General features: G+C 37.9%; 22 protein-coding genes. 16 read left to right on the forward strand and 6 right to left on the reverse strand.

The features are described from left to right. The first annotated feature begins 8 nt into the window (after positions 1–8). The 5 genes from gatA to U8D43_RS02700 all read left to right on the forward strand — a co-directional run bounded on the left by gatA (position 9) and on the right by U8D43_RS02700 (position 7,101). Positions 9–1,469, forward strand: a complete 1,461-nt coding sequence (gene gatA / locus U8D43_RS02680) for an Asp-tRNA(Asn)/Glu-tRNA(Gln) amidotransferase subunit GatA (protein WP_335869428.1) — start codon at positions 9–11, stop codon at positions 1,467–1,469. Between the two features lie 12 nt (positions 1,470–1,481). Beyond that, positions 1,482–2,909, forward strand: a complete 1,428-nt coding sequence (gene gatB, locus U8D43_RS02685) for an Asp-tRNA(Asn)/Glu-tRNA(Gln) amidotransferase subunit GatB (protein ID WP_335869429.1) — start codon at positions 1,482–1,484, stop codon at positions 2,907–2,909. 302 nt (positions 2,910–3,211) lie between these two features. Beyond that, positions 3,212–4,876, forward strand: coding sequence for a M4 family metallopeptidase (locus U8D43_RS02690; protein WP_335869430.1), 1,665 nt, complete (start codon positions 3,212–3,214; stop codon positions 4,874–4,876). A 781-nt stretch (positions 4,877–5,657) separates the two neighbouring features. Continuing rightward, positions 5,658–6,269 carry a DUF1700 domain-containing protein gene (locus U8D43_RS02695; protein WP_335869431.1) on the forward strand — a complete coding sequence of 204 codons (612 nt, stop codon included), beginning with the start codon at positions 5,658–5,660 and terminating at the stop codon, positions 6,267–6,269. A 1-nt stretch (position 6,270) separates the two neighbouring features. Beyond that, on the forward strand, positions 6,271–7,101 hold the full coding sequence (locus U8D43_RS02700) for a DUF4097 family beta strand repeat-containing protein (RefSeq protein WP_335869432.1): 831 nt from the start codon (positions 6,271–6,273) through the stop codon (positions 7,099–7,101). Between the two features lie 615 nt (positions 7,102–7,716). Here the strand turns inward: U8D43_RS02700 and U8D43_RS02705 are convergent. Next, positions 7,717–8,676: a DMT family transporter gene (locus tag U8D43_RS02705; protein WP_335869433.1), complete on the reverse strand. Its 960-nt coding sequence runs from the start codon at positions 8,674–8,676 to the stop codon at positions 7,717–7,719. 117 nt (positions 8,677–8,793) lie between these two features. Here U8D43_RS02705 and U8D43_RS02710 point away from each other — a divergent pair, with 117 nt between their 5' ends. From U8D43_RS02710 to U8D43_RS02720, 3 genes are all read left to right on the forward strand, one after another. Then, the gene (locus U8D43_RS02710; RefSeq protein WP_335869434.1) at positions 8,794–10,134 is read left to right on the forward strand and encodes an aminotransferase-like domain-containing protein; all 1,341 of its coding nucleotides are present in this window, start codon (positions 8,794–8,796) and stop codon (positions 10,132–10,134) included. A 225-nt stretch (positions 10,135–10,359) separates the two neighbouring features. Beyond that, complete coding sequence (locus U8D43_RS02715) at positions 10,360–10,926, forward strand: thioredoxin family protein (RefSeq protein WP_335869435.1); 567 nt, start codon at positions 10,360–10,362, stop codon at positions 10,924–10,926. Positions 10,927–11,003: 77 nt separating this feature from the next. After that, positions 11,004–11,393 carry a helix-turn-helix domain-containing protein gene (locus U8D43_RS02720; protein ID WP_335869436.1) on the forward strand — a complete coding sequence of 130 codons (390 nt, stop codon included), beginning with the start codon at positions 11,004–11,006 and terminating at the stop codon, positions 11,391–11,393. A 113-nt stretch (positions 11,394–11,506) separates the two neighbouring features. On the opposite strand, the gene U8D43_RS02725 is transcribed toward U8D43_RS02720, so the two are convergent. Further along, the gene (locus U8D43_RS02725) at positions 11,507–11,638 is read right to left on the reverse strand and encodes a hypothetical protein (protein WP_335869437.1); all 132 of its coding nucleotides are present in this window, start codon (positions 11,636–11,638) and stop codon (positions 11,507–11,509) included. A 355-nt stretch (positions 11,639–11,993) separates the two neighbouring features. Here U8D43_RS02725 and U8D43_RS02730 point away from each other — a divergent pair, with 355 nt between their 5' ends. The 4 genes from U8D43_RS02730 to U8D43_RS02745 all read left to right on the forward strand — a co-directional run bounded on the left by U8D43_RS02730 (position 11,994) and on the right by U8D43_RS02745 (position 15,371). Then, complete coding sequence (locus tag U8D43_RS02730) at positions 11,994–12,779, forward strand: class I SAM-dependent methyltransferase (protein ID WP_335869438.1); 786 nt, start codon at positions 11,994–11,996, stop codon at positions 12,777–12,779. 15 nt (positions 12,780–12,794) lie between these two features. Continuing rightward, positions 12,795–13,583, forward strand: a complete 789-nt coding sequence (locus U8D43_RS02735) for an arylamine N-acetyltransferase (RefSeq protein WP_335869439.1) — start codon at positions 12,795–12,797, stop codon at positions 13,581–13,583. 330 nt (positions 13,584–13,913) lie between these two features. Beyond that, on the forward strand, positions 13,914–14,864 hold the full coding sequence (locus tag U8D43_RS02740; protein ID WP_335869440.1) for a diacylglycerol kinase: 951 nt from the start codon (positions 13,914–13,916) through the stop codon (positions 14,862–14,864). 342 nt (positions 14,865–15,206) lie between these two features. Continuing rightward, positions 15,207–15,371 carry a hypothetical protein gene (locus U8D43_RS02745; RefSeq protein ID WP_335869441.1) on the forward strand — a complete coding sequence of 55 codons (165 nt, stop codon included), beginning with the start codon at positions 15,207–15,209 and terminating at the stop codon, positions 15,369–15,371. 68 nt (positions 15,372–15,439) lie between these two features. Here U8D43_RS02745 and U8D43_RS02750 read toward each other — a convergent pair whose 3' ends face one another. Next, complete coding sequence (locus U8D43_RS02750) at positions 15,440–15,871, reverse strand: DUF4937 domain-containing protein (RefSeq protein WP_335869442.1); 432 nt, start codon at positions 15,869–15,871, stop codon at positions 15,440–15,442. 142 nt (positions 15,872–16,013) lie between these two features. Here U8D43_RS02750 and rlmD point away from each other — a divergent pair, with 142 nt between their 5' ends. Beyond that, positions 16,014–17,390: a 23S rRNA (uracil(1939)-C(5))-methyltransferase RlmD gene (rlmD, locus tag U8D43_RS02755; protein ID WP_335869443.1), complete on the forward strand. Its 1,377-nt coding sequence runs from the start codon at positions 16,014–16,016 to the stop codon at positions 17,388–17,390. 233 nt (positions 17,391–17,623) lie between these two features. Here rlmD and U8D43_RS02760 read toward each other — a convergent pair whose 3' ends face one another. Further along, on the reverse strand, positions 17,624–17,923 hold the full coding sequence (locus U8D43_RS02760; RefSeq protein ID WP_335869444.1) for a hypothetical protein: 300 nt from the start codon (positions 17,921–17,923) through the stop codon (positions 17,624–17,626). Positions 17,924–18,306: 383 nt separating this feature from the next. Here U8D43_RS02760 and desA point away from each other — a divergent pair, with 383 nt between their 5' ends. The 3 genes from desA to U8D43_RS02775 are packed head-to-tail and all read left to right on the forward strand — an operon-like array spanning position 18,307 to position 21,150. After that, positions 18,307–19,371, forward strand: coding sequence for a Delta(5) desaturase DesA (gene desA / locus U8D43_RS02765; protein WP_335869445.1), 1,065 nt, complete (start codon positions 18,307–18,309; stop codon positions 19,369–19,371). A gap of 37 nt (positions 19,372–19,408) precedes the next feature. Then, positions 19,409–20,554, forward strand: a complete 1,146-nt coding sequence (locus U8D43_RS02770; RefSeq protein WP_335869446.1) for a sensor histidine kinase — start codon at positions 19,409–19,411, stop codon at positions 20,552–20,554. Then, the gene (locus U8D43_RS02775; protein WP_335869447.1) at positions 20,551–21,150 is read left to right on the forward strand and encodes a response regulator; all 600 of its coding nucleotides are present in this window, start codon (positions 20,551–20,553) and stop codon (positions 21,148–21,150) included. Before U8D43_RS02770 ends, U8D43_RS02775 begins: the two co-directional genes overlap by 4 nt. A 340-nt stretch (positions 21,151–21,490) precedes the next feature. Here U8D43_RS02775 and U8D43_RS02780 read toward each other — a convergent pair whose 3' ends face one another. Together U8D43_RS02780 and U8D43_RS02785 are read right to left on the reverse strand one after the other, a co-directional pair. Continuing rightward, positions 21,491–22,363, reverse strand: coding sequence for an alpha/beta fold hydrolase (locus U8D43_RS02780; protein WP_335869448.1), 873 nt, complete (start codon positions 22,361–22,363; stop codon positions 21,491–21,493). Between the two features lie 467 nt (positions 22,364–22,830). Further along, positions 22,831–23,103 carry a DUF1292 domain-containing protein gene (locus tag U8D43_RS02785; protein WP_335869449.1) on the reverse strand — a complete coding sequence of 91 codons (273 nt, stop codon included), beginning with the start codon at positions 23,101–23,103 and terminating at the stop codon, positions 22,831–22,833. Positions 23,104–23,474: the final 371 nt, after the last annotated feature.

A 23,474-nucleotide genomic window follows, 5' to 3' on the forward strand; every position in this document is an offset into this window, starting at 1 on the left:
GAAGTATTGTGTCATTATTTGATCATAAATTGTCTGAGCTTCAGCAATTATTACATAAAAAAGAACTTACAGTGACCGATTTAGTTGATCATTCATTCAAACGCATCAGTGCAGTCGATGACAAAGTGAAGGCATTTGTCACTTTAAACGAAGAAAAAGCACGTGATCTCGCCAAAAAGCAAGATGAAAAACTGGGAACAGAGGAAGGGAAAGGGTTACTGTTTGGAATGCCGATTGGCCTAAAGGATAATATCGTGACCAAAGGTCTTCGCACAACCTGCTCCAGTAAAATGCTTGAAAATTTTGACCCAATTTATGATGCAACCGTAGTGAAGAAGCTTCAATATGCTGAATCTATTACTATTGGGAAGCTCAATATGGATGAATTTGCAATGGGATCATCAACTGAAAACTCAGCTCTCCAAAAAACTCGTAACCCATGGAACTTAGAGACTGTATCAGGTGGTTCTTCTGGTGGATCGGCTGCAGCTGTAGCGGCGGGTGAAGTCCCGTTCGCCTTGGGATCAGATACAGGTGGATCAATTCGGCAACCTGCTGCCTTCACTGGGACGGTCGGTTTGAAGCCAACCTATGGTCGAGTATCTCGCTTCGGTTTGGTTGCTTTCGCTTCCTCGTTAGATCAAATCGGTCCAATCACTCAAAATGTGGAGGATAATGCCTATTTAATGCAAGCTATCGCGGGCTATGATGAGCAAGACTCTACATCAGCCAATCTGGAGACGCCAAACTTTTTAGAGGCATTAACAGGCGATATTAAAGGGATGAAAATTGCCGTGCCAAAGGAGTATTTGGGCGAAGGTGTTGGAGAAGAAGCTCGCCAATCAGTGTTAGCGTCATTAGAGGTGCTTGAAAGGTTAGGAGCGACTTGGGAAGAAGTTTCGCTTCCGCATAGTAAATATGGTGTAGCCGCGTACTATTTATTGTCTTCGTCTGAAGCATCAGCAAATCTTGCCCGCTTTGACGGTGTTCGTTACGGGTATCGCACCGAAAATCCGGAAAGCTTAATTGATCTTTATAAAAAATCACGTGCGGAAGGATTTGGTGATGAAGTCAAACGTCGAATTATGCTTGGAACGTTTGCTTTAAGCTCAGGTTATTATGAGGCTTACTACAAAAAAGCTCAACAAGTTCGCACGCTAATTATGAAGGATTTTGAAGATGTATTTGCGAAATACGATGTCATTATCGGACCTACTACACCAACACCAGCTTTTAAAATCGGCGAAAAGATAGCAGATCCACTTACGATGTATGCGAATGACATCTTGACAATTCCGGTGAATTTAGCAGGCGTTCCAGCCATTTCTGTTCCATGTGGCTTTTCTTCAATAGGCCTACCACTGGGTTTACAAGTGATTGGCAAGCATTTTGATGAAAGCTCGCTTTATAGAGTGGCTCATGTGTTTGAGCAAGCAACCGATTTCCATAAAAAAAGACCAGCGCTATAAGGGGGGAACAGAATGAAATTTGAAACGGTTATTGGACTCGAAGTTCATGTAGAGTTAAAGACAAATAGCAAAATTTTCTCATCTGCACCTAATCACTTTGGTGCGGAACCTAATACGAATACCAATGTTATCGATTTAGGGTATCCAGGAGTTCTTCCTGTGATAAATAAAACTGCTGTTGAATTTGGGATGAAAGCTGCGATGGCGCTTAATTGTGAAATCGCTGATGTGACTAAATTCGATCGGAAAAACTATTTTTATCCGGATAACCCGAAAGCCTATCAAATCTCTCAATTCGATAAACCTATCGGCGAAAACGGGTGGATCGATATCGAAGTGAATGGTGAGAAAAAACGCATAGGGATTACTCGTCTTCATTTAGAGGAAGATGCAGGTAAACTAACTCATACAGCAGACGGCTCGCTTTGTGACTACAATCGTCAAGGAACACCACTCGTAGAAATTGTGTCAGAACCTGATATTCGTACTCCAGAGGAAGCTTATGCTTACTTAGAGAAACTAAAAGCCATTGTGCAATATACTGGCGTATCCGATTGCAAAATGGAAGAGGGATCCCTTCGATGTGATGCGAATATTTCACTTCGACCTGTAGGACAAGCGGAATTGGGAACGAAAACAGAATTGAAAAATTTAAACTCATTTAACTTTGTAAAAAAGGGATTGGAATACGAAGAGAAGCGGCAAGAAGAAGTCCTCATAGCTGGTGGAGAAATTGAACAAGAAACCCGTCGCTTTGACGAGGCGAATGGCAAGACACTTTTAATGCGTGTAAAAGAAGGATCAGATGATTACCGTTATTTCCCTGAGCCTGATTTAGTGGATATTTATATTGATGCAGAATGGAAAGAGCGGATTCGTGCGGAAATTCCTGAACTTCCAGATCAACGACAAAAACGATATGCAGAGAAGCTGGGATTACCTCAACATGATGCTAAAGTTTTGACTATGACCATTGAAATGGCGGATTTCTTTGAAGCAACGGTTGATGCAGGAGCAGAAGCAAAACTTGCATCAAACTGGTTAATGGGAGAGGTGTCTGCTTACTTAAATGCTGAACAAAAAGAGTTATCGGCTGTTGCACTAACTCCTGAGAGTCTTGCTGGTATGATTTCATTAATCGAATCTGGCGTAATTTCTTCTAAAATTGCGAAAACCGTTTTCAAAGAACTAGTTGAAAAAGGCGGTGACGCAGAAGTCATTGTTAAGGAGAAGGGACTTGTTCAAATCTCTGACGAGGGCGAATTACTGAAAATCATTACAGAAATACTTAATCAAAATGAACAATCAATTGAAGATTATAAAAATGGAAAGAAAAAAGCAGTCGGTTTTCTTGTCGGTCAAATGATGAAAGCTACAAAAGGACAAGGAAACCCACAAATAATTAATACGTTATTGCTGCAAGAACTAAATAAACGATAGAGAATACCACATTCAAACAAAAGGAACTTCCCCATGGGGAAGTTCCTTTTGTTTGAATGGAGGCTCTCTTTTCGCCATTCATAGTGATTAGTCAAATGAGGTTTGTATAGGAAGGGTAAAGGTCTAGTTTCCTACTTCAATAGTCTTGATAAAATATTCAGCTTCATGCAGAGGAATGGGTAGTTCATCCTGTTTTTAATAAAAGAGTGAATGAAAACTAGCAATATACTAAAAACTGTATTATATTATGTATTGTTAATGTTCTGAATATTAACAAAATTAAGAAAAGGAAGTGTTTCTATTTGAAAAAGCAGTTACTAGTATTAGGGTTAGCAGCTGGATTAGCCGCAAGTCCGATGGTCTCATCAACGGCATTTGGGGCAGCGAATGTTAAAGAGAAGATTAATTGGAGCCAAAAGAACGGGACGCCTGAATTTATCGCAGGTAAATTAACAAAGGCTTCTAGCAAAAAAGCTGAAGATGTCGTGTTTGGTTATTTTAATGAGAATAGTAGTAAGTTCAAATTTGCAGGAGATGCGAAAACCTCTTTTGTAGTGAAAGAAAAGAAAGAGGATAACTTAGGATATACATACCTCCGCCTTCAACAGGTGCATAAAGGTACGCCTGTATACGGAGCCGTTGTGACAGCCCATGTGGATTCAAAAGGTGTGTTGACCGCCATTTCAGGTGCTGCACAACCGAACTTAGCAAGTAAATCCAGCTTAAAAGAAGGAAATAAACTAAAAAAACAAGAGGCCGTTTTTTTAGCTGAACAAGATCTTGCTCAATCATTGGAAGAAAAACCAGAATATGAGTACACCCCGAATTCAGATTTAGTTGTGTTTGTCGATGGAGATCAAGCACACTATGCCTATAAAGTTAATCTTAATTTCTTATACCCTGAACCTGGGAATTGGAACTACTTTATCGATGCATCCACAGGAAAGGTATTGAATAAGATAAATGAAATCGCAGATGGAAAAGGAAATGGAGGAAAGCCTGGGGGAGGTTCTACTAGTGGAACGAATGCAGTTGGAACTGGTCTGGGTGTGTTAGGAGATCAAAAATCTCTCAACACCTACTTATCTTCATCAACCTATTATCTACAAGATAATACCAGAGGAGGTGGAGTGTTCACATACGACGCTAAAAACCGCAATCGACTTCCTGGCAGCTTATGGGGAGATGCAGACAATCTATTAAATGCCTCCTATGACGGAGCGGCAGTAGATGCTCATCACTATGCTGGTGTAACGTATGATTATTATTTAGATGTGTTTAACCGAAATAGTTATGATGGATTGGGAGCTCCACTGAAATCAACGGTACATTACAGTCGAAGCTATAACAATGCTTTCTGGAACGGTCAGCAAATGGTATATGGTGATGGTGATGGGACCACTTTTGTAGAACTTTCTGGGTCACTAGATGTAGTTGCACACGAATTAACACACGCGGTAACAGATACAACTGCAGATCTAGTGTACCAAAATGAGTCGGGTGCAATCAACGAAGCAATGTCTGATATTTTTGGAACATTAGTTGAATTTCATGCTAATAATAATCCAGATTGGGAATTGGGTGAGGACATCTATACACCAGGAGTGGCAAATGATGCTCTTCGATCCTTAAGTAATCCAAGCAAATATAATGACCCAGATCATTATTCGGTTCGTTACACGGGAACAGGGGATAACGGGGGCGTCCATATTAATAGTGGCATAGTGAATAAAGCAGCCTACCTTTTAAGTGAAGGTGGTAAGCATTACGGTGTGACAGTAAATGGGATTGGAAGGGACAAGATTGGTGACACATTCTACCGAGCTTTGACTCAATACTTAACACCTAATTCCACGTTTAGTCAATTACGGTCAGCTACGATTCAAAGCGCAACAGACTTATACGGTGCAAGTAGTGCAGAAGTGAACAGTGTCAATCAAGCATTTGATGCAGTGGGAATCTACTAATCTAGTAAAGATCATGGTCAGCTGACCATGGTCTTTTTTTTGATGTAAGCACATAGAAATAATAAATGTTTTAGCAAGGCTGTTTTCGTAAAGATTGTGGTTTTTCGAATTAGTCCTTATTTAGTGATAAAGAATGACTTCGGGCATCTTTTCTCATTATTTTTTTACTCGAACTGAGGAAAGAAAGGTGTGTTTCCATCCATTTTTATATGCTAAATCAACAAAATATTCAAAAAAATCCTTTAGCTAAGCTCTTTTCGCAACTTTGTTATTCCTACCACAAAGAAAAAAAGGCAGATAGTTTTTTCTTAATTCTTATTTTTAATTTAGAAATGAAAAAGTTATTCGATAAGGAAGGACCTTTCTATGAAAAAAGGAATATGTAAGTATATCTAAATTATTTAGCATTTCCCAAATAAATCAGTCTAAAACCATTACTGGGATTAAAACGACTTTTATTCATGGTCGTCGTCATAGAGTTTTCGTATACATTATTACTATTTCATCTAAAACAGGCGAAGAGATGTCCCGAAATAAAGCTATATCAACGTTTATTGACGGGTACAAATAGCAACAAACCTTGCGGAAATTGCCCTAGGAAAAGAGCATGAAGTTAGACAATGAAAGAATGATGCTCCTATTCGAAAAGTAACATTTGTTGGGAAAACAGCCTTTAAAAATCCTGAAGAATCGTACATCTTAAATGTTTTTCTAAAAGAAAAAGGATTTTACTCTTAAATCGTTAATTACTTTAATAGGAGAGAATGTGAGAGGTGAGTGTATGACAAAGGAAGAGTATCTACAAAGATTGGAGTTAGCTTTATTTGATCTACCAACAGAGCGTCAAAAAGAAATAATGGACCACTACAACCGAAGGATCGAACTGGGGTTTTCTTATGAAAAGGAAGTAGAGGAAATGATGGAATACTTAGGTACTCCTGAAGAAGTGGCGGCGAAGATTTGGGTAGAAGAAAAAGAAAAGAAAGCACCCAAAGAAACTCCGTCAAAACCACTACCACCACCTTCTTCGGGTTCTAAGGGTACAAAAATCATGTTGATTCTATTGCTAATCCTATTTAATTTAATTTTTGTTTTAGGTCCTGCCATTGGAATCGGAGCGACAATTCTAGGGTTTTGTGTATCAGCGATTGCTTTAATCGTTTCTGGTGTTCTCGTATTGATAGTAGATCCTTTAAGTATTCTGTTCGGCTTTGATGTAGAATTTCAAGGCTTAACCGGCTGGCCACGGGGGTTAGGCCTTCTATTTACGAGTATGACGACTGTTGGGTTTGGACTGGTTTTAGGTGCTGTCAGTACTGTTTTTGCTAAAGGATATGTTTGGCTATTTAAAAAATATGGATATTGGATGGGAAAGGTCGTAAGGGGTGATTAATATGATAAAAAAAATGGCACTAACAGGAGTAATATTGCTCTTAATCGGCATCACAGGTGGAGCTGTTTTATTTTTTAGTACAGGTGGTTTCAAGGTTGGGAGAACAACAGTATCTATTAATGAATCATTTTCTATAGGAGATGTAGAGGAACTCTCAGTTCGTTCCACCACAATCGATATTCAGTACAAAATGAATGAGAAAAATGAGATTGTCGTTAGTCTAGAAGGAGATGCGACTGAAAATGTTGAAGTAGAAATTAAAGATAAGAAGTATGGGCAAAGTTTAGAGATTGAAATAGTTGAAAAGCAAAAATCTCTCGTTAGCTTTTTCCGTTCAGCAAACGTGCAAGCAACTGTTTATATCCCTGAAGACGGGATAAAAAAATTGATGCTTCAATCCACGACAGGAAATCTTGTAATAGAAGATTTTGACGGGGAATCATTTCGTTATCACACGACCACAGGGAATGTCAGAATGAATCAGTTTAATGGGAAAGTCGTAGAAGGTAAAACCACTACGGGGAATATGACAGGAAAAGAGCTCGATGCCAATCTTGAACTAACCTCAACAACAGGAGATATTGAAATCCAAGGAAAACTGAAGGAAGATATTGAATTGAAAACAACAACTGGCAATATTCTTATAGATGTGGAAACTGTACCAAAGGAATATGCCATTTCCTTCGACACTTCCACAGGAGACTTTATTGTCGATTGGCCAGAATTACAAGTGAAAAACGATGGGGATTATTCTCATACAACTGGCAATGGACCTAAAGTGAAAGTCAAAACGACAACAGGAGATGTTAACCTTATTTCAAGCCCAGACTAACAGAATAATTAGCCGGTTTATGAAAAGTCCTCACTTGTACTCGGGAATTCTTTTTAAGAGAAGGCTGTTTTCGCAAAGATTGCGGCTTTTCGAATAAAAAGGAATCCCTTGACTTGTATGATTTCGTGCTCTTTTCCTAATGAAAAATATTTCATTTCTAGATAAAAAAGAAGAAATCAATCGAAAAAAACCTACTGCCTGTTTTTTTCTTTGTGTCAAGAGTAGCAATGTATACGAAAAGAGCCTTAAAGAAATTACTTGAACAGGCAATTTAGGGAGAGAAGTAAAGTGGATAAAAGATAGACTGTTGAGTGTGAAGGAATAGGCTGCCTATTCTTTTTTTTAATAAATCTATCTTGATGAATACTTGGATAAATAGCATTCGAAAACAGTTAAAGTAAAAAACAATTTGAATTAAATTAGTCAAAATGGTCTTTACAATAGACTGTTTTCGAAAGGGAGGTCGGCATCTTGGATAAAGTATATTTTTTTCATCATTGGTCTGATTGTTAACGAACTAATTTTTTTCATACTCAGACGAAACAATACATTATGGTTTGAAACCTTAAATCAAGTCAGGAAATGCTACTTTGTCCGCCGATTTCACTTTAAACATTAGGATACTTGCTGGTTAGCGCTCCTTCGAACAGAAGATAACTTATTGTTTGATTTTTTGGTGGGCTTACCGAAATAATTAGTTCCAACAACGCCAATAATGATCACAATAGATCCTATGATATGATAGAAATGAAGTTCTTCCTGCAAAAAAATGACTCCAGCAATAATTGTAATGAGTGTGGCAAGATTGCTAAATACACTCATTTTTGATGCTTCTATTTTAGATAAGACATAATTTGAGAGATAGGAAGTAACGAGTGAAGATAAAATACCTAAGTACGCTATGGAGAGAATAAACTCCAGGTGCATAAAAGGGTGGAAAAATTGTTTAGTTGTACCGTTGAGCATATGATTACTAACAGCCATTCCATTGAACATTAGAAACCCAATTAAAGTCATAATATAAGTTAATTTTAATAGTGAAAAGCGTTGGGTTAACTTTCTAGCAAATACCTGATACATTGAGGATGCTATAGCTGATAGTAAAATGAATCCACTTCCAATTAAATTTGTTATTTCTGCTTCCACTCCCTTCATAAACAACAAGTAGATTACTCCAGATACCGATAAACTAATGAAGATGAGCTGAATGGGGGTGGATCTCTCCTTCAGAAATACTCCCGCAAGCACTAAAGTAAAGATAGGCACAGTTGCTTGAATAACTCCTGCTTCTGAAGAGGAGGTATGAACCAGTCCAAACACCTGCAATGAAAAAAATAACAATGGATAAAATATGGCAAGTGGTAGGATTTGAAAGAGATCTCGGAGATTGAAAGTTAAATTAACATTATGAAATTTCATTAAAAGGGTTGCACCAATTAATGCAATCGTAAATCGATGTGCGAGCGTATCCAATGGACTGGCAACGGTTAAGGTTATTTTGACAAACATGAACGAAAGTCCAATAATGAATGCATACATACATGCTGCGATATATGTTTTGGGTTTATTAGTCATAAAACCTATCCTCTCTAATTTGTATCCGGCCGGTAAAACTATTGTATTAAAAGATTACTATTATATAGTTAGAAAAAATAAGTATCTGTACCGATACAGATATGTTAGGGGGTACTTATGCTCAAATATGAATCGATAGGCGAGGATCTTCGTTATCAAATTACAATAGGAGACCTAAAATCGGGTGCAAAGTTGCCCTCTATCCGCAATCTTGCACAATCCTATTCTTGTAGTAAAAGTACCATACTAACCGCACTAAAGAATTTAGAAGACCAGCATTTGATCTATTCCATGCCTAAAAGTGGGTATTATGTTGTAGACAATCAAGCTCCACATAAACCATCCACCCCTGATTCCATCGACTTTGCAACGTCGTCACCAACGTGGCACGCTTTTCCTTATAATGATTTTTTACACTGCGTCAATAAAGCAATCGATACCTATCAAGAAGATTTGTTTCGATATGGTACGCCCAGAGGGCTGTCCTCATTATTGACAGAGTCAAAAAAATTGCTAGAGAAGTATCAAGTATTTACAAACATAGACAATATTTTTATTACTGCCGGTGTTCAACGTGCCCTTTCGTTACTAAGCGTTATGCCGTTTCCAAATAACCGAACAACCATCCTTGTAGAACAACCAAGCTATCACCTATATATGGACTTTTTAAAAACGTACCAACTACAAGCTGTTGGGATTAAACGCACGACAAAAGGCATCGATTTAGAAGAGTTAGAACGGATTTTTCGTCAGGGGATAATTAAGTTTTTTTATACAATGCCTCGATTTCATAATCCTTTAGGAACGTCTTATAGTAAGAAAGAAAAGGAATCTATTCTCCAACTTGCCCATAAATATGATGTGTACATTGTAGAGGATGATTATTTAGCGGATTTTGAACAAAATCCAAAAATCGATCCACTATTTACGAAGGATGTAAATGCACGGGTTATTTATGTGAAAAGTTTCTCTAAGATAATGTTTCCTGGTTTGCGGATTGGGCTCGCGGTCCTGCCAAATGCATTGAAAAGAAGTTTTCAACAATTTATTAACACTACCGATATTGATAGTTCGATGATTTCACAGGCAGCATTAGAGATTTATTTGAAAAGCGGTATGTTTGAACGATACCGAGCACAAGTCAGTCAAATCTATACTGCTAGAGCAAAAATCCTTCAACGCTCTCTCGAAACGCATTTACCAATGTATGAAAAGCCCACAGAAGTTACCATGAACAGCCATATTCTTTTGCCTAAACAGGTCGATATGAAAAAGCTCATTCATTATTTAACACAAAAGCGTATTTTATTAGAATCTATTGATGGAAATTATTTAGAGGGATTTTATCGAGAACGACTCTTAAAGCTACATATTTCAAATGTAAAAGTGGATAAAATTGAAGTTGGTATAAAAGAGATTTCCAGGGGTTTGGAAAATGTTAATAACTACTTTAGATAGGTCTCCTATCGTAATTTATGTTGCTATTGAATTCATAAGGAGCACATGCTTAATCAGAGCAAAGAATTGAGGGGTTCAATCAAACGTTTGATTATATGCAATACTGTATGAAAAGCATTGAAATAATAGATATTAAAATGATTAGATTAGATTTCTGAGGCTCCCCTCTTGGTAATTTCCCGTTGAATTAGGTATTCTTGAGTTAGATAACTAGGAGGAATGTAGATGAATTTAATACGGTGGTTCGAAAAAGGAATGAGTTTTGCTGATTATAAATCTTCTATGAATGTGCATCACGAAAACCTTCAAAATATTTACGAGAGCTTTCGACTTCCTCACATGGATATTCCATTTTTAAAGAAACTAAAAAATAAGAACCTAAAAGTAATTGTATTGACGGAGGATTGGTGTGGGGATGCAATGCTTAATATTCCAATATTAATGAAGGTTGCGGAAGAAGCAGGAATCGAATCCTCTTTTTTACAACGAGATTCGCACTTGGAATTGATGGATCAATATTTAACAAACGGTGTTTCACGAGCAATTCCAATTTTTATTTTTTTCAATGAGGCAGGAAAAGAAAAATTGGTATGGGGACCACGTGCACCTAAAGTGCAAAAACTGGTCGAGGATGAACGTGCCAAGCTTCCACCAAAAGAAGAGGAATCTTTCATGGGAAAACAGAAAGAGATGATTACGAATCTCACGAGTGCCTATATCCATGATCTTGACTTACGAGAAGAAGTTTATAACAGTTTAAAAACATCCTTGTACCATCAATTTTTAGTCTAAAATGAATTTCCAGTCACTTCCTATTCACGGAATACCGTTATTGTTGTTAAAATGGTATAGAAGTGAGGAGGAAGAATATGATACACCTTAAGACAAACGACATTGTGAAAGAAACTCTTGATAAATTTCCTCATAAAGTAAATGTTAAGCTAGGAAGTATTTTAAAAGAGCGAGGCATGACTCAAGGAGATCTCCACCGATTAACCGGACTCCGAGTGGCAACAATCAATGAACTAGTTCATTTTAAGAAAAACTCTTTAACGGTTGCTCATATTGTTTCGATTATGGTTGCTCTTCGTTTATATGATCTACGTGAATTAGTGGAGATTGAATTTGATGAAGAGATTGTAGATTATTTCCAAAAAGAAAAAAACATTATGGTCGACGGGTATACACCGGACTTACAAAATGTTTCGACCAGTAATGTAGCAAGAATAAATGAGAAGAAAGTTTCAGCTCATTCTTAATTAAAGGCTCTTTTCGTATACATTGTGGCTATATCATTTGATTTTTGACTAAACCCTCCATTTCATTGTTGATTTCTATTAAAAACAGACGAATCCAGCTCCAGCTGCAGTGGCTAGGGACTCGGGCATTTGTCAGCCCACTGCGTGAATCGGGATTCACTACGTGTACTGTCAGATGCCTGCCGTCCCTGGGCAGCCACTTCCGCTTTTCGTGATCCAGCTGCAGTGGCTAGGGACTCGGGCATTTGTCAGCCCACTACGTGAAGCAGGCTTCACTGCGTGTCCTGCCAGATGCCTGCCGTCCCTGGGCAGCCACTTCCGCTTTTCGTAATTGATGCCCGAAACAAAGTTATATCACAGATGATTAACTGATACGAAAAGCCACAATCTTTGCGAAAACAGCCTAATTAAAACAGCTTAGTTGCTGTTTTTTTGTTTTTTGAAGGAAGTGTAGTTAAAATCATCATCTTTCTAATATAGTTGGCAGGAGTTGAGATAGAGATATCGAAATAGTTAATGAATAGGTTTTCATTTTTGTGAAATAGGGTAAATTCATTAGGAATTTTCAAATAAATAATTGGAGGAAAGGGTGACTAATACATGAAAATAGATTTCGGGAAAGTAGCCCAACCGTATTTAAAGTCACGCGATGATATTCCGAATAATTTTTTTGAGAGTTTAGCTCTCAGAGGAATACAGTTTAAAGGTAAGCGGATAGCGGATATAGGCGCAGGAACAGGAGTACTTACGCGAAAGATCCATAAAAGAGGAGGCGAAGTAGTCGGTATTGAGCCTTCGACCTTAATTGATGTCGCACAGCAACTGAATGAGAAATATTTGACATCGGTTCCCTATCGCAAGGAATATGCTGAACAAACATCCCTTCAAGATCAAGAGTGTGATCTTGTCACCGTCTTTCGAGCATGGCACTGGTTTGATCGTGAAAAAACGATTAAAGAAGTGGATCGAATCTTGAAAAATCATGGTGTGATGATAGTAGGAGACTCAGGATTTTCACTGACTCATCCACTCGTTCAAGAAACTTTATCGTTTTTGCAAAAAAGAAGTACTGTTAAAGCGCCAGGTTCTAAGGCCGAAAGTAAACAAAGAATTAATGGTTTTCCTGTAGAGTGGTTTACTGAGTGGGAAGACGGGGGCTTTGATATCATCGAAATGTACAAGAAACAGTATGAGGTTTCATTTACCATTGACCAATGGTGTGACCGAATTGAGTCGATTTCTTGGCTTGCAGAGGAGAAGGCGGATCGCCGTCAAGAAGTAATGAATGAATTGAAAGAGCATCTTATTCATACATATGCGATGCAGGAGCTCGTCACTATTCCACATACCTACCAATTAGTCATCTTGAAGAAGTTGAAAAAATAGGTTGTGGAGGAGCTAGTGGATAGATATGTGAACCATTTGTATTTGCAGAAAGAACCGCCTGGCGGTAATTATTTACAGCGTTTAATTCAACATCATCTTCTTCGTATTCCTTATGAAACTATTAGCAAGTTTCATTATTTTGTACATGGTCCACAACCTATCCCGGCGTTTAGTGAGTTCATGGATAACTTGGAACATCAACATTGGGGAGGAACATGCTTTACACTCAATATTAACTTTGCAAGATTACTCAATGAGCTTGGTTTTCAGACGAATTATGTGCGTGTCAATCCAGGACATCTGGGGCTGATGGTGACTCTTGAAGGAAGACGGTACTACGTAGATGTTGGTTATGGCTCGCCAATAATGAAGCCGGTTGTTTTAGATCAAAAAAAATTCCAAGTTTTACATGGCTTTGGAGAAGAAATCACCTTCACTCAAAAGGATTATGATGTTTTTGAAATTGATCGTCGGAGTAACGGCAAGTCTTTTGTGAAGAAAAGAATTGAATGGAAGCCGTTAACTGAAGCCGAAATTTCAACTGATATCGATCAATCATATGAAGATTCAGCTGACAATCAGAATATGCGACGAATTACGGCTGTCAAATTTCAAGGTAACACCTGTTACTATTTAAAGAATGAATCGTTAAAGGTGATGACTTACCGCAACATAAGAGAATACCAAATGCGAAGCTATCCTAAGTGGCGAGATGCAGTTCAAAAGGTTTATGGTTTTCAGGATGAAGCTTTAGAAGCAGCTGTAAAGTTTCTGCAAGATCGAGACGTTACTATCTTCAAGTAATGCTAATATATGTAAGCCCTGCATCTGCAGGGTTTTTGTTGTGTGATCCCTCAAAAAATTTAACTCGAGAAAGTTTAGCGGCAGCACAATGCACTCTGCTTTTCGTAGCCCAGCGGCAGCACTACCTGCTACCGATTTTGTGCATTGAATAGGTTTTGGCGGGTAGAGAGAAGATAGAGAAATTGTGCTAGAAATTCAGAGTGAAAAGGTGTATGATACTTTTTTGAGAAACTAAAGTAAGACAAATATTGCGAAGCTTCTTGTTGTTACGTTATGATGTTAAAAGATGGAATTATGGTTTGGAATTCTGATGAGTAGGATGATGAGGTTATGAAAAGAGCAAGAATAATATACAATCCGACCTCTGGACGAGAGCTTTTTAAAAAGCATCTTCCAGAGGTGTTAATGAAATTAGAACAAGCTGGTTATGAAACAAGCTGTCATGCGACCACATCTGAAGGAGATGCGACGAAGGCAGCTCAAGTTGCGGTGGAGCGGAAGTATGATTTAGTCGTTGCAGCCGGAGGAGATGGCACGTTAAATGAGGTCGTGAATGGTCTTGCGGATCAAGACTATCGGCCGAAGCTTGGAATTATCCCAATGGGCACGACCAATGACTTTGCCCGTGCAGTTCATTTACCTAAAGATATTGAAAAAGCGGTGGATATTATCATAAAGGGTGATACGATCCCGGTTGATATTGGCCGAATGAATGAAAAATATTTTATTAATATCGCAGGTGGAGGACGTTTAACTGAATTAACCTATGAAGTGCCAAGTAAGCTGAAAACGATGCTGGGTCAACTGGCATATTATTTAAAAGGAATTGAAATGCTCCCTTCTTTACGTCCTTCCAAAGTGTCGATAGAGTATGATGGCAAGCTGTTTGAAGGAGAAGTTCAGCTCTTTTTAATCGGCTTAACCAATTCAGTCGGTGGATTTGAACGCTTAGCACCAGATGCCTCTATTAATGATGGCCTATTTACACTGTTAATTTTAAAAAAATGTAATCTTGCTGAGTTTATTCGTATTGCCTCACTCGCCATACGGGGGGAGCATCTGAGTGATCCTAATGTGATTTATTGTAAAGCGAACCGAGTGAAGGTTTATGCGGAAGAAAAAGTACAACTGAATTTGGACGGTGAATTTGGCGGCTTATTGCCAGCTGAATTTGAGAACCTCTATCGTCATTTAGAAGTGTTTGTTCCACTTGATAATATTCGGAAAGAAGACCGTGTAGATGATCAACGACTTGAAGTAGCAAAGAATACTGACTGTTAACAGTAATCTCCTAGACATCTTTTGTTTGGGAGTTTTTTCTAGGTTTTTTTTTCAACAATATCTATACCCTTTAAAGTATCGATTTGGATGCATCTTTTCGCTTTTTTTGAACCAAATTACTGAAAAAGTAAAAGTTTCATCGAATAGTAAATAAAAAGGCTGTTTTCGCAAAGTTTGTTGCTTTTCAAACCAGTCAATAAAAGGCGATATAGCTTTGTTTCGGTGCATCTATGGGTCTATTTTGAATGGGAATCATCCCGAAAATGGAGAATTCCATCTTTAGTTAGACTAAAGAGCCACAATGTATATGAAAAGTCTCGTACCTAAAAAGGAGGAGAGGTTATGCTGGTATTTTCTACGATCAATCTCGAAATGCATAAGAAAGAGGTTCTTTCATTTCCAAGAGAAACGTTTTGGGTGAGCATTGGACCGCAGAGGAATGACTGGAATGAAGCAGACTATTTTACATGTTGTTTTATCCTCTACTCCGAAGGCAAGAGATCATAAGACAAGCCGTCCAAAAGAAGCTTTCAATCGGCTTGTCTACCGTTGTGACCGATTATGGACTCCTTTTGCTATTCTCGTTCTCGTGCCGATCTTACATTCCAGTTCTTTTCAATTTCTACCGCCATCTCCCAGACGAAATTTTCGTTTTGAAGTTCAATTTCTCCAATAATAATAGAGCCTAATCTCCCGTTAATTGTAGTAAAATTTAAGGGTATTTTAGTGGTCTCAACAGAAATTAACTTCACCTCAATTTGAGTATAGGTACGCTCTTGCTGGTTGTGGTCAAAGATGGCATCATGCTGCTCCTGCATAAATGAATCATACGCTTGCCGGTCTTCCCAAAGTCCTAATATATACGCTTCTTCACGAGTAAAACTCCAACCTCCACACTGAAAAATAAAGCCTGAAACCTGGGCAAGAGACTTCCACTGTTGTTGAGCAGTAGAAAAAGTCGATTGGTTGGCAGTTGGCACCACGCAGCGAATGAATTTGATTAACACCTTTATCACCTTCTCGTTCTTGAATATAGCCAGAATGGATAAATGCAATATGCCTTACCCTATCTAGAACCTTGTTTCCCATAGTATAAGCGGTTGTGATACAATCAGGAAAGCAAAAAATGAACGTAAAGGAAGTAGATTTATGAGCAAACAACTCCCTGTAAAGAAAAATGATTATATTGACGCAACGTTTGTAGATTTAACTCATGATGGAAATGGTGTGACAAAAGTAGACGGCTACCCTATATTTGTCCCGAATGCGCTACCTGGAGAAAAAGGGAAAGTGAAAATTATCAAAACTAGCAAAAATTTCGGTCTTGGACGCTTGCTGGAGATCAATCAAGAAAGCCCTTTTCGCCAAGAACCGCCCTGCCCCATCTACCGAGAATGTGGCGGTTGTCAAATTCAGCATATGAATTATGAAGGTCAGCTATTAGCAAAAGAAAAGCATGTGCGTGATGTGATGCAGCGAATTGGTAAACTAAAAGAGGTTACGATCCATCCGACGCTAGGCATGGACGAACCGTGGCGATATCGCAATAAATCACAAGTACCAGTTGGATTACAAAATGGTGAGGTTGTTGCTGGTTTTTACGCGAAACGTAGTCATGAGATTGTTGATATGCCTTATTGCATCATTCAGGATAAGCGAAATGATGAGGTCGTTTCACTCGTGAAGGACCTTTGCGAAAAATATGGTATTCTTCCATATGATGAGGAAAAACATCGTGGTTCTCTCCGTCATGTGATGGTTCGGTCAGGCTTTCGAACTGATGAAGTCATGATTGTGTTTATCACAAGAACAGCAAAATTAGCCAACAAACAACAATTAATTGAGGAAATTCAAGCCCAAATTCCGGGAGTAAAGTCGATAGTTCAAAATATTAACAGCAAACGTACGAATGTGATTTTCGGAAGTGAAACAAATGTTCTGTGGGGAGAAGAAGTCATTTATGATTCCATTGGTGATGTGAAGTTTGCGATTTCAGCTCGTTCGTTTTATCAAGTAAATCCTGAACAAACGAAGGTTTTATATGATAAAGCATTAGAATACGCCGCCCTCAAGGGGGATGAGACGGTTATTGATGCATACTGTGGAATCGGAACGATCTCCTTATTCCTCGCTCAAAAAGCGAAGAAAGTGTATGGAGTTGAAATTGTACCAGAGGCGATTGAAGATGCCAAACGAAATGCTGCTATAAATAAAATGGATAATGTTGAATTTAACGTAGGTGCCTCTGAAGAAGTGATTCCGAAATGGTACGAAGCGGGCATTGAAGCAGATGTGTTAGTCGTTGATCCGCCGCGAAAAGGCTGTGATGAACACTTGCTAGAGACGATTTTAACGATGAAGCCAAAGAAGGTTGTGTATGTGTCGTGCAATCCTGCGACGTTAGCAAGAGACCTTCGTGTATTAGAGGATGGCGGCTATCGAACAATTGAAATACAGCCGGTCGACATGTTCCCGCAAACGATGCATTGTGAAGCGGTCGCGATGATTGAGTATCAAAATGAATAGAAAAAAGAGCCTCTACTAATCTTAAAGTAGAGGCTTTTTTTAGAAGGCTCTTTTCGTATACATTGTTGCTCTTGACACAAAGAAAAAACAGGCAGTAGGGTTTTTCGATTGATTTCTTCCTTTTTATCTAGAAATGAAGAATTTTTCATTAGGAAAGGCTGTTTTCGCAAAGATTGTTGCTTTTCGAAAACAGCCTTTTAGAAGAAATAGGACGAAAGGGAGGTGAGTTGAATTTACTTAGATGGTTTTAAAATCGTCCGCTGTAGGGGAACTCCACTCATACTAACATTTCTTTCGTAAAACAAAAACTGACGACCGTCAATAAGGAATCGTCCATTTCCTTCATAGTGTACTTTTTTTCCTTGGGCTTTAAGTTTTTCTTGTATAGCGTTTATATAGTTGTTTTGATCAAAAAAACGCTCGTCAAAATCAAAAAAAAGATAATCCTTTCGGTAACCCATTAACCAATTGAATAAAAATAGGATACCTACCATAGTCGCAACTAGTGTAAGTGCAGTAACAGTGATTTCCAAAGTAATCCCTCTTTTCAATGGATATATTTGCTTGTATTACTATACGAATGACCTGAGTGAATTGTTTCAAATTGTTTGGAATTTATGGCTGATTTTTTTGGGGGGGATTACCTGTATGACATTTGTCATGTTTTGTCCATGACACCTATGCCTACACAAAAAATTATCCTTAAGATAATATTGAAATTACTAAGGGTTCTTTCATATGCATTGTTGCTGTTGAATCTATAATTTTGAGGAAACACCCATTTTTGCAGAGATTGCATTTAAATGAATATGAAAAGATGATCCGAAGCCAAGCTATATTCTATTTTATAGACTGGTACAAAAAGCAACAAACTTTGTGAAAACAACCTTACTAAAAGAAGAAGGGAAAAAATCCGATGACCAAACCTAATTTCAAAGCATTACGGAAACAGATTGCCCCTTATGAAGCACCAAATTTGAAAAAGAGCATTTGGCAAATGGTGAATACATTTATCCCATTTTTCGCCTTGTGGTTTCTTGCCTATCAAAGTCTATCGATCTCCTTTGCGCTTACGTTAGTGATTAGCGTAGTTGCAGCTGGATTTTTAGTTAGAATTTTTATCATTTTTCATGATTGCTGTCATTACTCATTCTTTAAAAATCGAAAAGCTAATAAGATTCTTGGTACCATTACCGGCGTGATGACGATGTTTCCATTTAGTCAGTGGCAACATGATCATTCTGTCCATCATGCGACAAGCTCAAATTTAGACAAGCGTGGAATCGGCGACATTTGGATGTTGACGGTCGATGAATATCTAGCATTATCTAAGATGCAGAAAATCGGATATCGCTTGTATCGAAATCCGATTGTGATGTTCGGTTTAGGTCCGATATATGTGTTCCTGATTAAAAATCGATTTAATCGTAAAGAGGCTAGATCGGATGAACGCTTGAATACCTACCTTGCAAATATTCTCATTATTGGTCTTGTTGCAGTTTTAGGTTGGACACTTGGCTGGGCGCCATTCTTAATCGTACAAGGAACAATATTCTTTCTTTCGGGTGTAGGTGGAATTTGGTTGTTTTACGTACAACACACATTCGAAGATTCGTATTTTGAAGAAAATGAACATTGGGAGTATGTATTAGCAGCCGTTGAAGGAAGTTCATTCTACAAGCTTCCTAAAGTCCTGCAATTTTTAACAGGGAATATTGGCTATCACCATGTCCATCATTTAAGTCCAAGAGTTCCGAATTACATGCTGGAAGAGGCTCATAATAATATTGATATTTTACAAAAAGTACCAACTATAACGTTGGCGACAAGTTTAAAGTCACTTAAATTCCGTTTATGGGATGAAGATAGTAAAAACTTTATTGGATATAGAGGAATTAAGACAGTAGTAAAAGAAAAAGAAAAGAAAGAGGCTTTGTCCCAAGTGAAGCTCATACAAAGAAAGAAACCTGTGATAAGATAGCAGATAGGTCACTGATTAGGATAAAAGGAGTGCTATTATGCTCAAAAGTTTAATGATACTTCAGAAGTTCCAGAAAGCCTCTGGAACTTCTCCCTACATTTGGAGCATTGTCAGCATTCTGCCATTTTATTATATCTTTCAATCATCATCCAAAATTGAAATTATCGTAGGGCTACTGCTTACAACGATCTTTTTTATTTCGTTACGATTCGCGTTTGTTTCAACAGAATGGCCAATTTATATGTGGACGTCGATTATGATAGGTGTTTCAATTGCGCTAACGATACTGTTTCAATTTGTGTATTTTTCCTTTTTTATTGCCTACTTTAATGGTCATATCAAAAATCGCGCCGGATTTTTGACCATTTATATTATCCATTTAGTAGCTTCGACGGTCTCCATAAATTACAATATTGTTGTTCTTCAGGATGCGTTATTTTTTAAACAATTACCGATTATTATCATTATTTATATTGGAGTTATTCTTTTGCCGTTCAATATTTATAATCGTAAAAAACAAGATCAATTAGAAGAACAGCTTGAAGATGCGAATAAACGAATTTCAGAACTAGTTAAACAAGAAGAACGACAACGAATTGCACGAGATCTTCATGATACGTTGGGACAAAAGCTCTCACTTATTGGATTAAAAAGCGATTTAGCTAGGAAGTTAATATACAAAGATCCCGAACAAGCGAAGGATGAGTTAAAGGACGTTCAACAAACGGCTAGAACGGCCTTAAATGAAGTGAGAAAAATGGTTTCACAGATGAGAGGAATCAGAATTAAAGAAGAAATCGCTCATATAGAACAATTCTTAAAAGCAGCTCAAATTGAATTCAAATATAAGCGGGACTCCCTCTATAATGTCTCTTTATTTGTTGAAAATATTTTAAGTTTATGCATGAAGGAAACGGTGACAAATGTTGTGAAGCACAGTCAGGCGACAACATGCGAAATTACCATCGAGCAATCATGGAATGAAATATGCATTGTTGTTAAAGACAATGGTATCGGTATTAATGAGGATGAAGATGTTGGAAAAGGCAGTGGCCTTTTAGGGATTAAAGAGAGATTGGAATTTGTTAACGGGAGCCTTAACATCAACGCAATTGAAGGAACAACGATCATCATGAGGGTGCCAACCGTAGTCAAAGGGACGGATAAGGAGGGTCAAATATGATTTCAATCGTCATTGCGGAAGATCAGGGGATGTTGTTGGGCGCCTTAGGGTCACTACTTAACTTAGAAGAGGATATGGAGGTAGTGGGAAAAGCTAGGGATGGTAAAGAAGCCATCTCACTGGTCCATCGACTAAATCCTGATGTTTGTATAATGGACATCGAAATGCCCGAAAAAAGCGGACTAGAGGCAGCAGAAGAATTAAAAAGTTTAGACAGCAAAGTTATTATTTTAACAACTTTTGCTCGAACGGGCTATTTTCAACGGGCTCTAAAGGCAGGAGTGAGTGGTTATTTATTAAAGGATAGTCCAAGTGAGGAGCTAGCTAGCTCAATTCGCAGTGTGATGGCCGGTAAACGGATTTATGCACCTGAACTGATGGATGATGTGTACAGTGATGAAAACCCGTTAACGGATCGCGAAAAAGAAGTGTTAGAACTCGTTGCCGATGGGAAAAACACAAAGGAAATCGCTGAAGAGTTGCGCATAAAAACAGGGACGGTTCGCAATTATATTTCAACTATTTTAGATAAACTAGAAGTAACTAATCGTATAGAAGCCATTAAGCAATTTAAAGAAAAAGGCTGGTTTCGCTAAGAGATAGGTGAGGATGTATACCTATCTCTTTTTAATGTTCGGATAAATGGAATCTGATTTTAAGCGGTGACTTTTTTAAGGAACTATTTGAAAAATCAGATGTCATTCCAATTATATTTGTCCCTTTTAGTGTGGTAAATCAATTTCATAATACCTTCATGTAGCCTTATCTCATCAACCAATGGTTTGAAGTGATAGGGTTGTTTAATGTAATGATGAAATGGACTAAGGTAAAGCCATTTCACAGAAAAGGTATTCATTTTTTGTTCTTTGCTTGATTTATGGGTTTTTCAACAAGCTTGGAAAAAAGCAATTCTATTCTTTTTCTAGTGGGTAGGAATCAGTAGATTACCCCCCTTTTTCTGAAAAACTGGTGGATAAGGCAAGCGACTGTAAAAGACTGTTCTTCAAGAATGAAATGTCCACCGCAAAGCAGGTTGATTTCTACATTGCACAGCTCCTTCTGAAAGGCATATGCGCCAGCTAAAGTGAAAATAAAATCATTTATTCCCCAAACGATGAGCGTATGTGGTTGGTACTGCCGAAGATACTGCTGCCAATGAGGATATTGTTCGATATTTTTTCGGTAATCATAGGCGTATTCTAATTGAACTTGGTCATTTCCAGGTCGATTTAGAAAAAATTGATCCATTGAATAGGAATCAGGACTGATGTGGTTAGGGTAACGGGCTCCTTCTAAGTATTGCCTTATGGTGAAATTAAATGTTAAGAAATACCCGAGTGCTTCTTCTGTTTGTGGGTTACGGTCCTTCCATAAGGATTTAAACACGTCGAAGGGAGGTCCTAAGCCTACTTCATGAGCCACCGCGTTTTGAATGACGAGCCCGAGGATTTTTTGAGGGCTTCTGACCGCAATCCGAAAACCAATCGGACCTCCATAATCTTGAACATAGAGGAAAAATTGTGTGATGCCAAGCTCGCTGACTAATTGTTCGATAATAAGGGATGTAGCGTGAAAAGAATAGGTATAGGTTTTAGGTGAGGGCATAGCACTATTGCCATATCCGGGATAATCAGGTGCAATAACATGGAATTGTTTAGAAAGAAGGGGAATTAAGTTTCTGAACATATGGGATGAGCTTGGAAATCCATGCAGAAGAACAATAGTAGGATTATTTCTACAGCCAGCCTCTCGGTAAAAGATGGACAAACCTGCAATCTGCTTTTTTTGATAACGGATGATGTTAAACACCACGCTTCCCTTTTAAGTTAAGAGCTTTTCAACTACAAAGTGACAGCAGAATATTAAATGGCTGAATACATTTGTCATTCCTCTTTCAATAAGGTTGTTTTCGCAAAGATGTTGGTTTTTGTATCAGCAAAAATTCCTTGATATGACTACACTACGGGTCATCTTTTCGTATCAATAGGTAGCTGAGATTAGAAAAAGTACGATTTTTTATACAGAATTTCATCATAGAGCAACAATCAATACGAAAAGAGTCTTCATTAAGAAAGCGAGATCAATTGATAAGTATGAAAAGTGATTAATCAACACAAGCTTTTCCTTGGTACATCTACCTATATATTTATATGAGGATTCAAGGATCAATAGTATACATTAAGTAGGAAAGGGCGTGATCAAGTGGAATGGACTGTGAGGGGAGGGGCAAAATAAACATGGCCCTCTAAATAGAAGGCCATTCGAAATGCAATATTCTAATGTACTTCCTTTTCCAATTCTTCTTGATAGGCAATAAATTTGGCTTCGATCTCGTTCCATTCTTCATCAGATTCAATTTCATCGAAAACAAGAGTGCCGTCTTCTTCTTCAGTATAGCGGAAGGCTGTAATCGAAATATCTTCACGTTCTTCTTCTAATTCTTCCGATAAACCAACCACTAAATAATTGAGATTGTTCATTGTAAATGTGTAGAGAACATCAAAGGATTCTTCTCCTAATAAAAGCTGTTCACCAATTTCTACGGCCATTTGTCATCTCTCCAATCTGAGTATTTTTCCAGTCTAGCGTAAGTGCAAAAGCTTCTCTAATAGTGTGTCCATTTATGGTAATCTTATCATCAGGCTGTTTTCGCAAGGTTTGTGGCTTTTCGAATCAGTTGATCATCTATGATATAGCTTTGTTTCGGGCATCATTTCGTCTATTTTTGATGGAATTCAACAGTGAAATGGAAGATTTAATCAAAAATATAATGAAATAGCCACAATGTATACGAAAAGAGCCTATAATAAAGATAGGATTGAACGTTGATTATAACATACTGAAGTTGAAATGAAACAATGCTGGACTTTTAATAGTAGAGTCTTGCGTTTTTAAAGAAGGCTGTTTTCGCAAAGATTGT

It is taken from the genome of Bacillus sp. 2205SS5-2 (genome assembly GCF_037024155.1).
Lineage (GTDB): Bacteria > Bacillota > Bacilli > Bacillales > Bacillaceae_K > Bacillus_CI.

Coding starts and splice junctions, on each gene's coding strand:
- gatB (WP_335869429.1), top strand. CDS start 1,482: ATGAAATTTGAAACGGTTATTGGACTCGAAGTTCATGTAGAGTTAAAG.
- U8D43_RS02695 (WP_335869431.1), top strand. CDS start 5,658: ATGACAAAGGAAGAGTATCTACAAAGATTGGAGTTAGCTTTATTTGAT.
- U8D43_RS02700 (WP_335869432.1), top strand. CDS start 6,271: ATGATAAAAAAAATGGCACTAACAGGAGTAATATTGCTCTTAATCGGC.
- U8D43_RS02705 (WP_335869433.1), bottom strand. CDS start 8,676: ATGACTAATAAACCCAAAACATATATCGCAGCATGTATGTATGCATTC.
- U8D43_RS02710 (WP_335869434.1), top strand. CDS start 8,794: ATGCTCAAATATGAATCGATAGGCGAGGATCTTCGTTATCAAATTACA.
- U8D43_RS02715 (WP_335869435.1), top strand. CDS start 10,360: ATGAATTTAATACGGTGGTTCGAAAAAGGAATGAGTTTTGCTGATTAT.
- U8D43_RS02720 (WP_335869436.1), top strand. CDS start 11,004: ATGATACACCTTAAGACAAACGACATTGTGAAAGAAACTCTTGATAAA.
- U8D43_RS02725 (WP_335869437.1), bottom strand. CDS start 11,638: ATGCCCGAGTCCCTAGCCACTGCAGCTGGATCACGAAAAGCGGAAGTG.
- U8D43_RS02730 (WP_335869438.1), top strand. CDS start 11,994: ATGAAAATAGATTTCGGGAAAGTAGCCCAACCGTATTTAAAGTCACGC.
- U8D43_RS02740 (WP_335869440.1), top strand. CDS start 13,914: ATGAAAAGAGCAAGAATAATATACAATCCGACCTCTGGACGAGAGCTT.
- U8D43_RS02745 (WP_335869441.1), top strand. CDS start 15,207: ATGCTGGTATTTTCTACGATCAATCTCGAAATGCATAAGAAAGAGGTT.
- rlmD (WP_335869443.1), top strand. CDS start 16,014: ATGAGCAAACAACTCCCTGTAAAGAAAAATGATTATATTGACGCAACG.
- desA (WP_335869445.1), top strand. CDS start 18,307: ATGACCAAACCTAATTTCAAAGCATTACGGAAACAGATTGCCCCTTAT.
- U8D43_RS02770 (WP_335869446.1), top strand. CDS start 19,409: ATGCTCAAAAGTTTAATGATACTTCAGAAGTTCCAGAAAGCCTCTGGA.
- U8D43_RS02775 (WP_335869447.1), top strand. CDS start 20,551: ATGATTTCAATCGTCATTGCGGAAGATCAGGGGATGTTGTTGGGCGCC.
- U8D43_RS02785 (WP_335869449.1), bottom strand. CDS start 23,103: ATGGCCGTAGAAATTGGTGAACAGCTTTTATTAGGAGAAGAATCCTTT.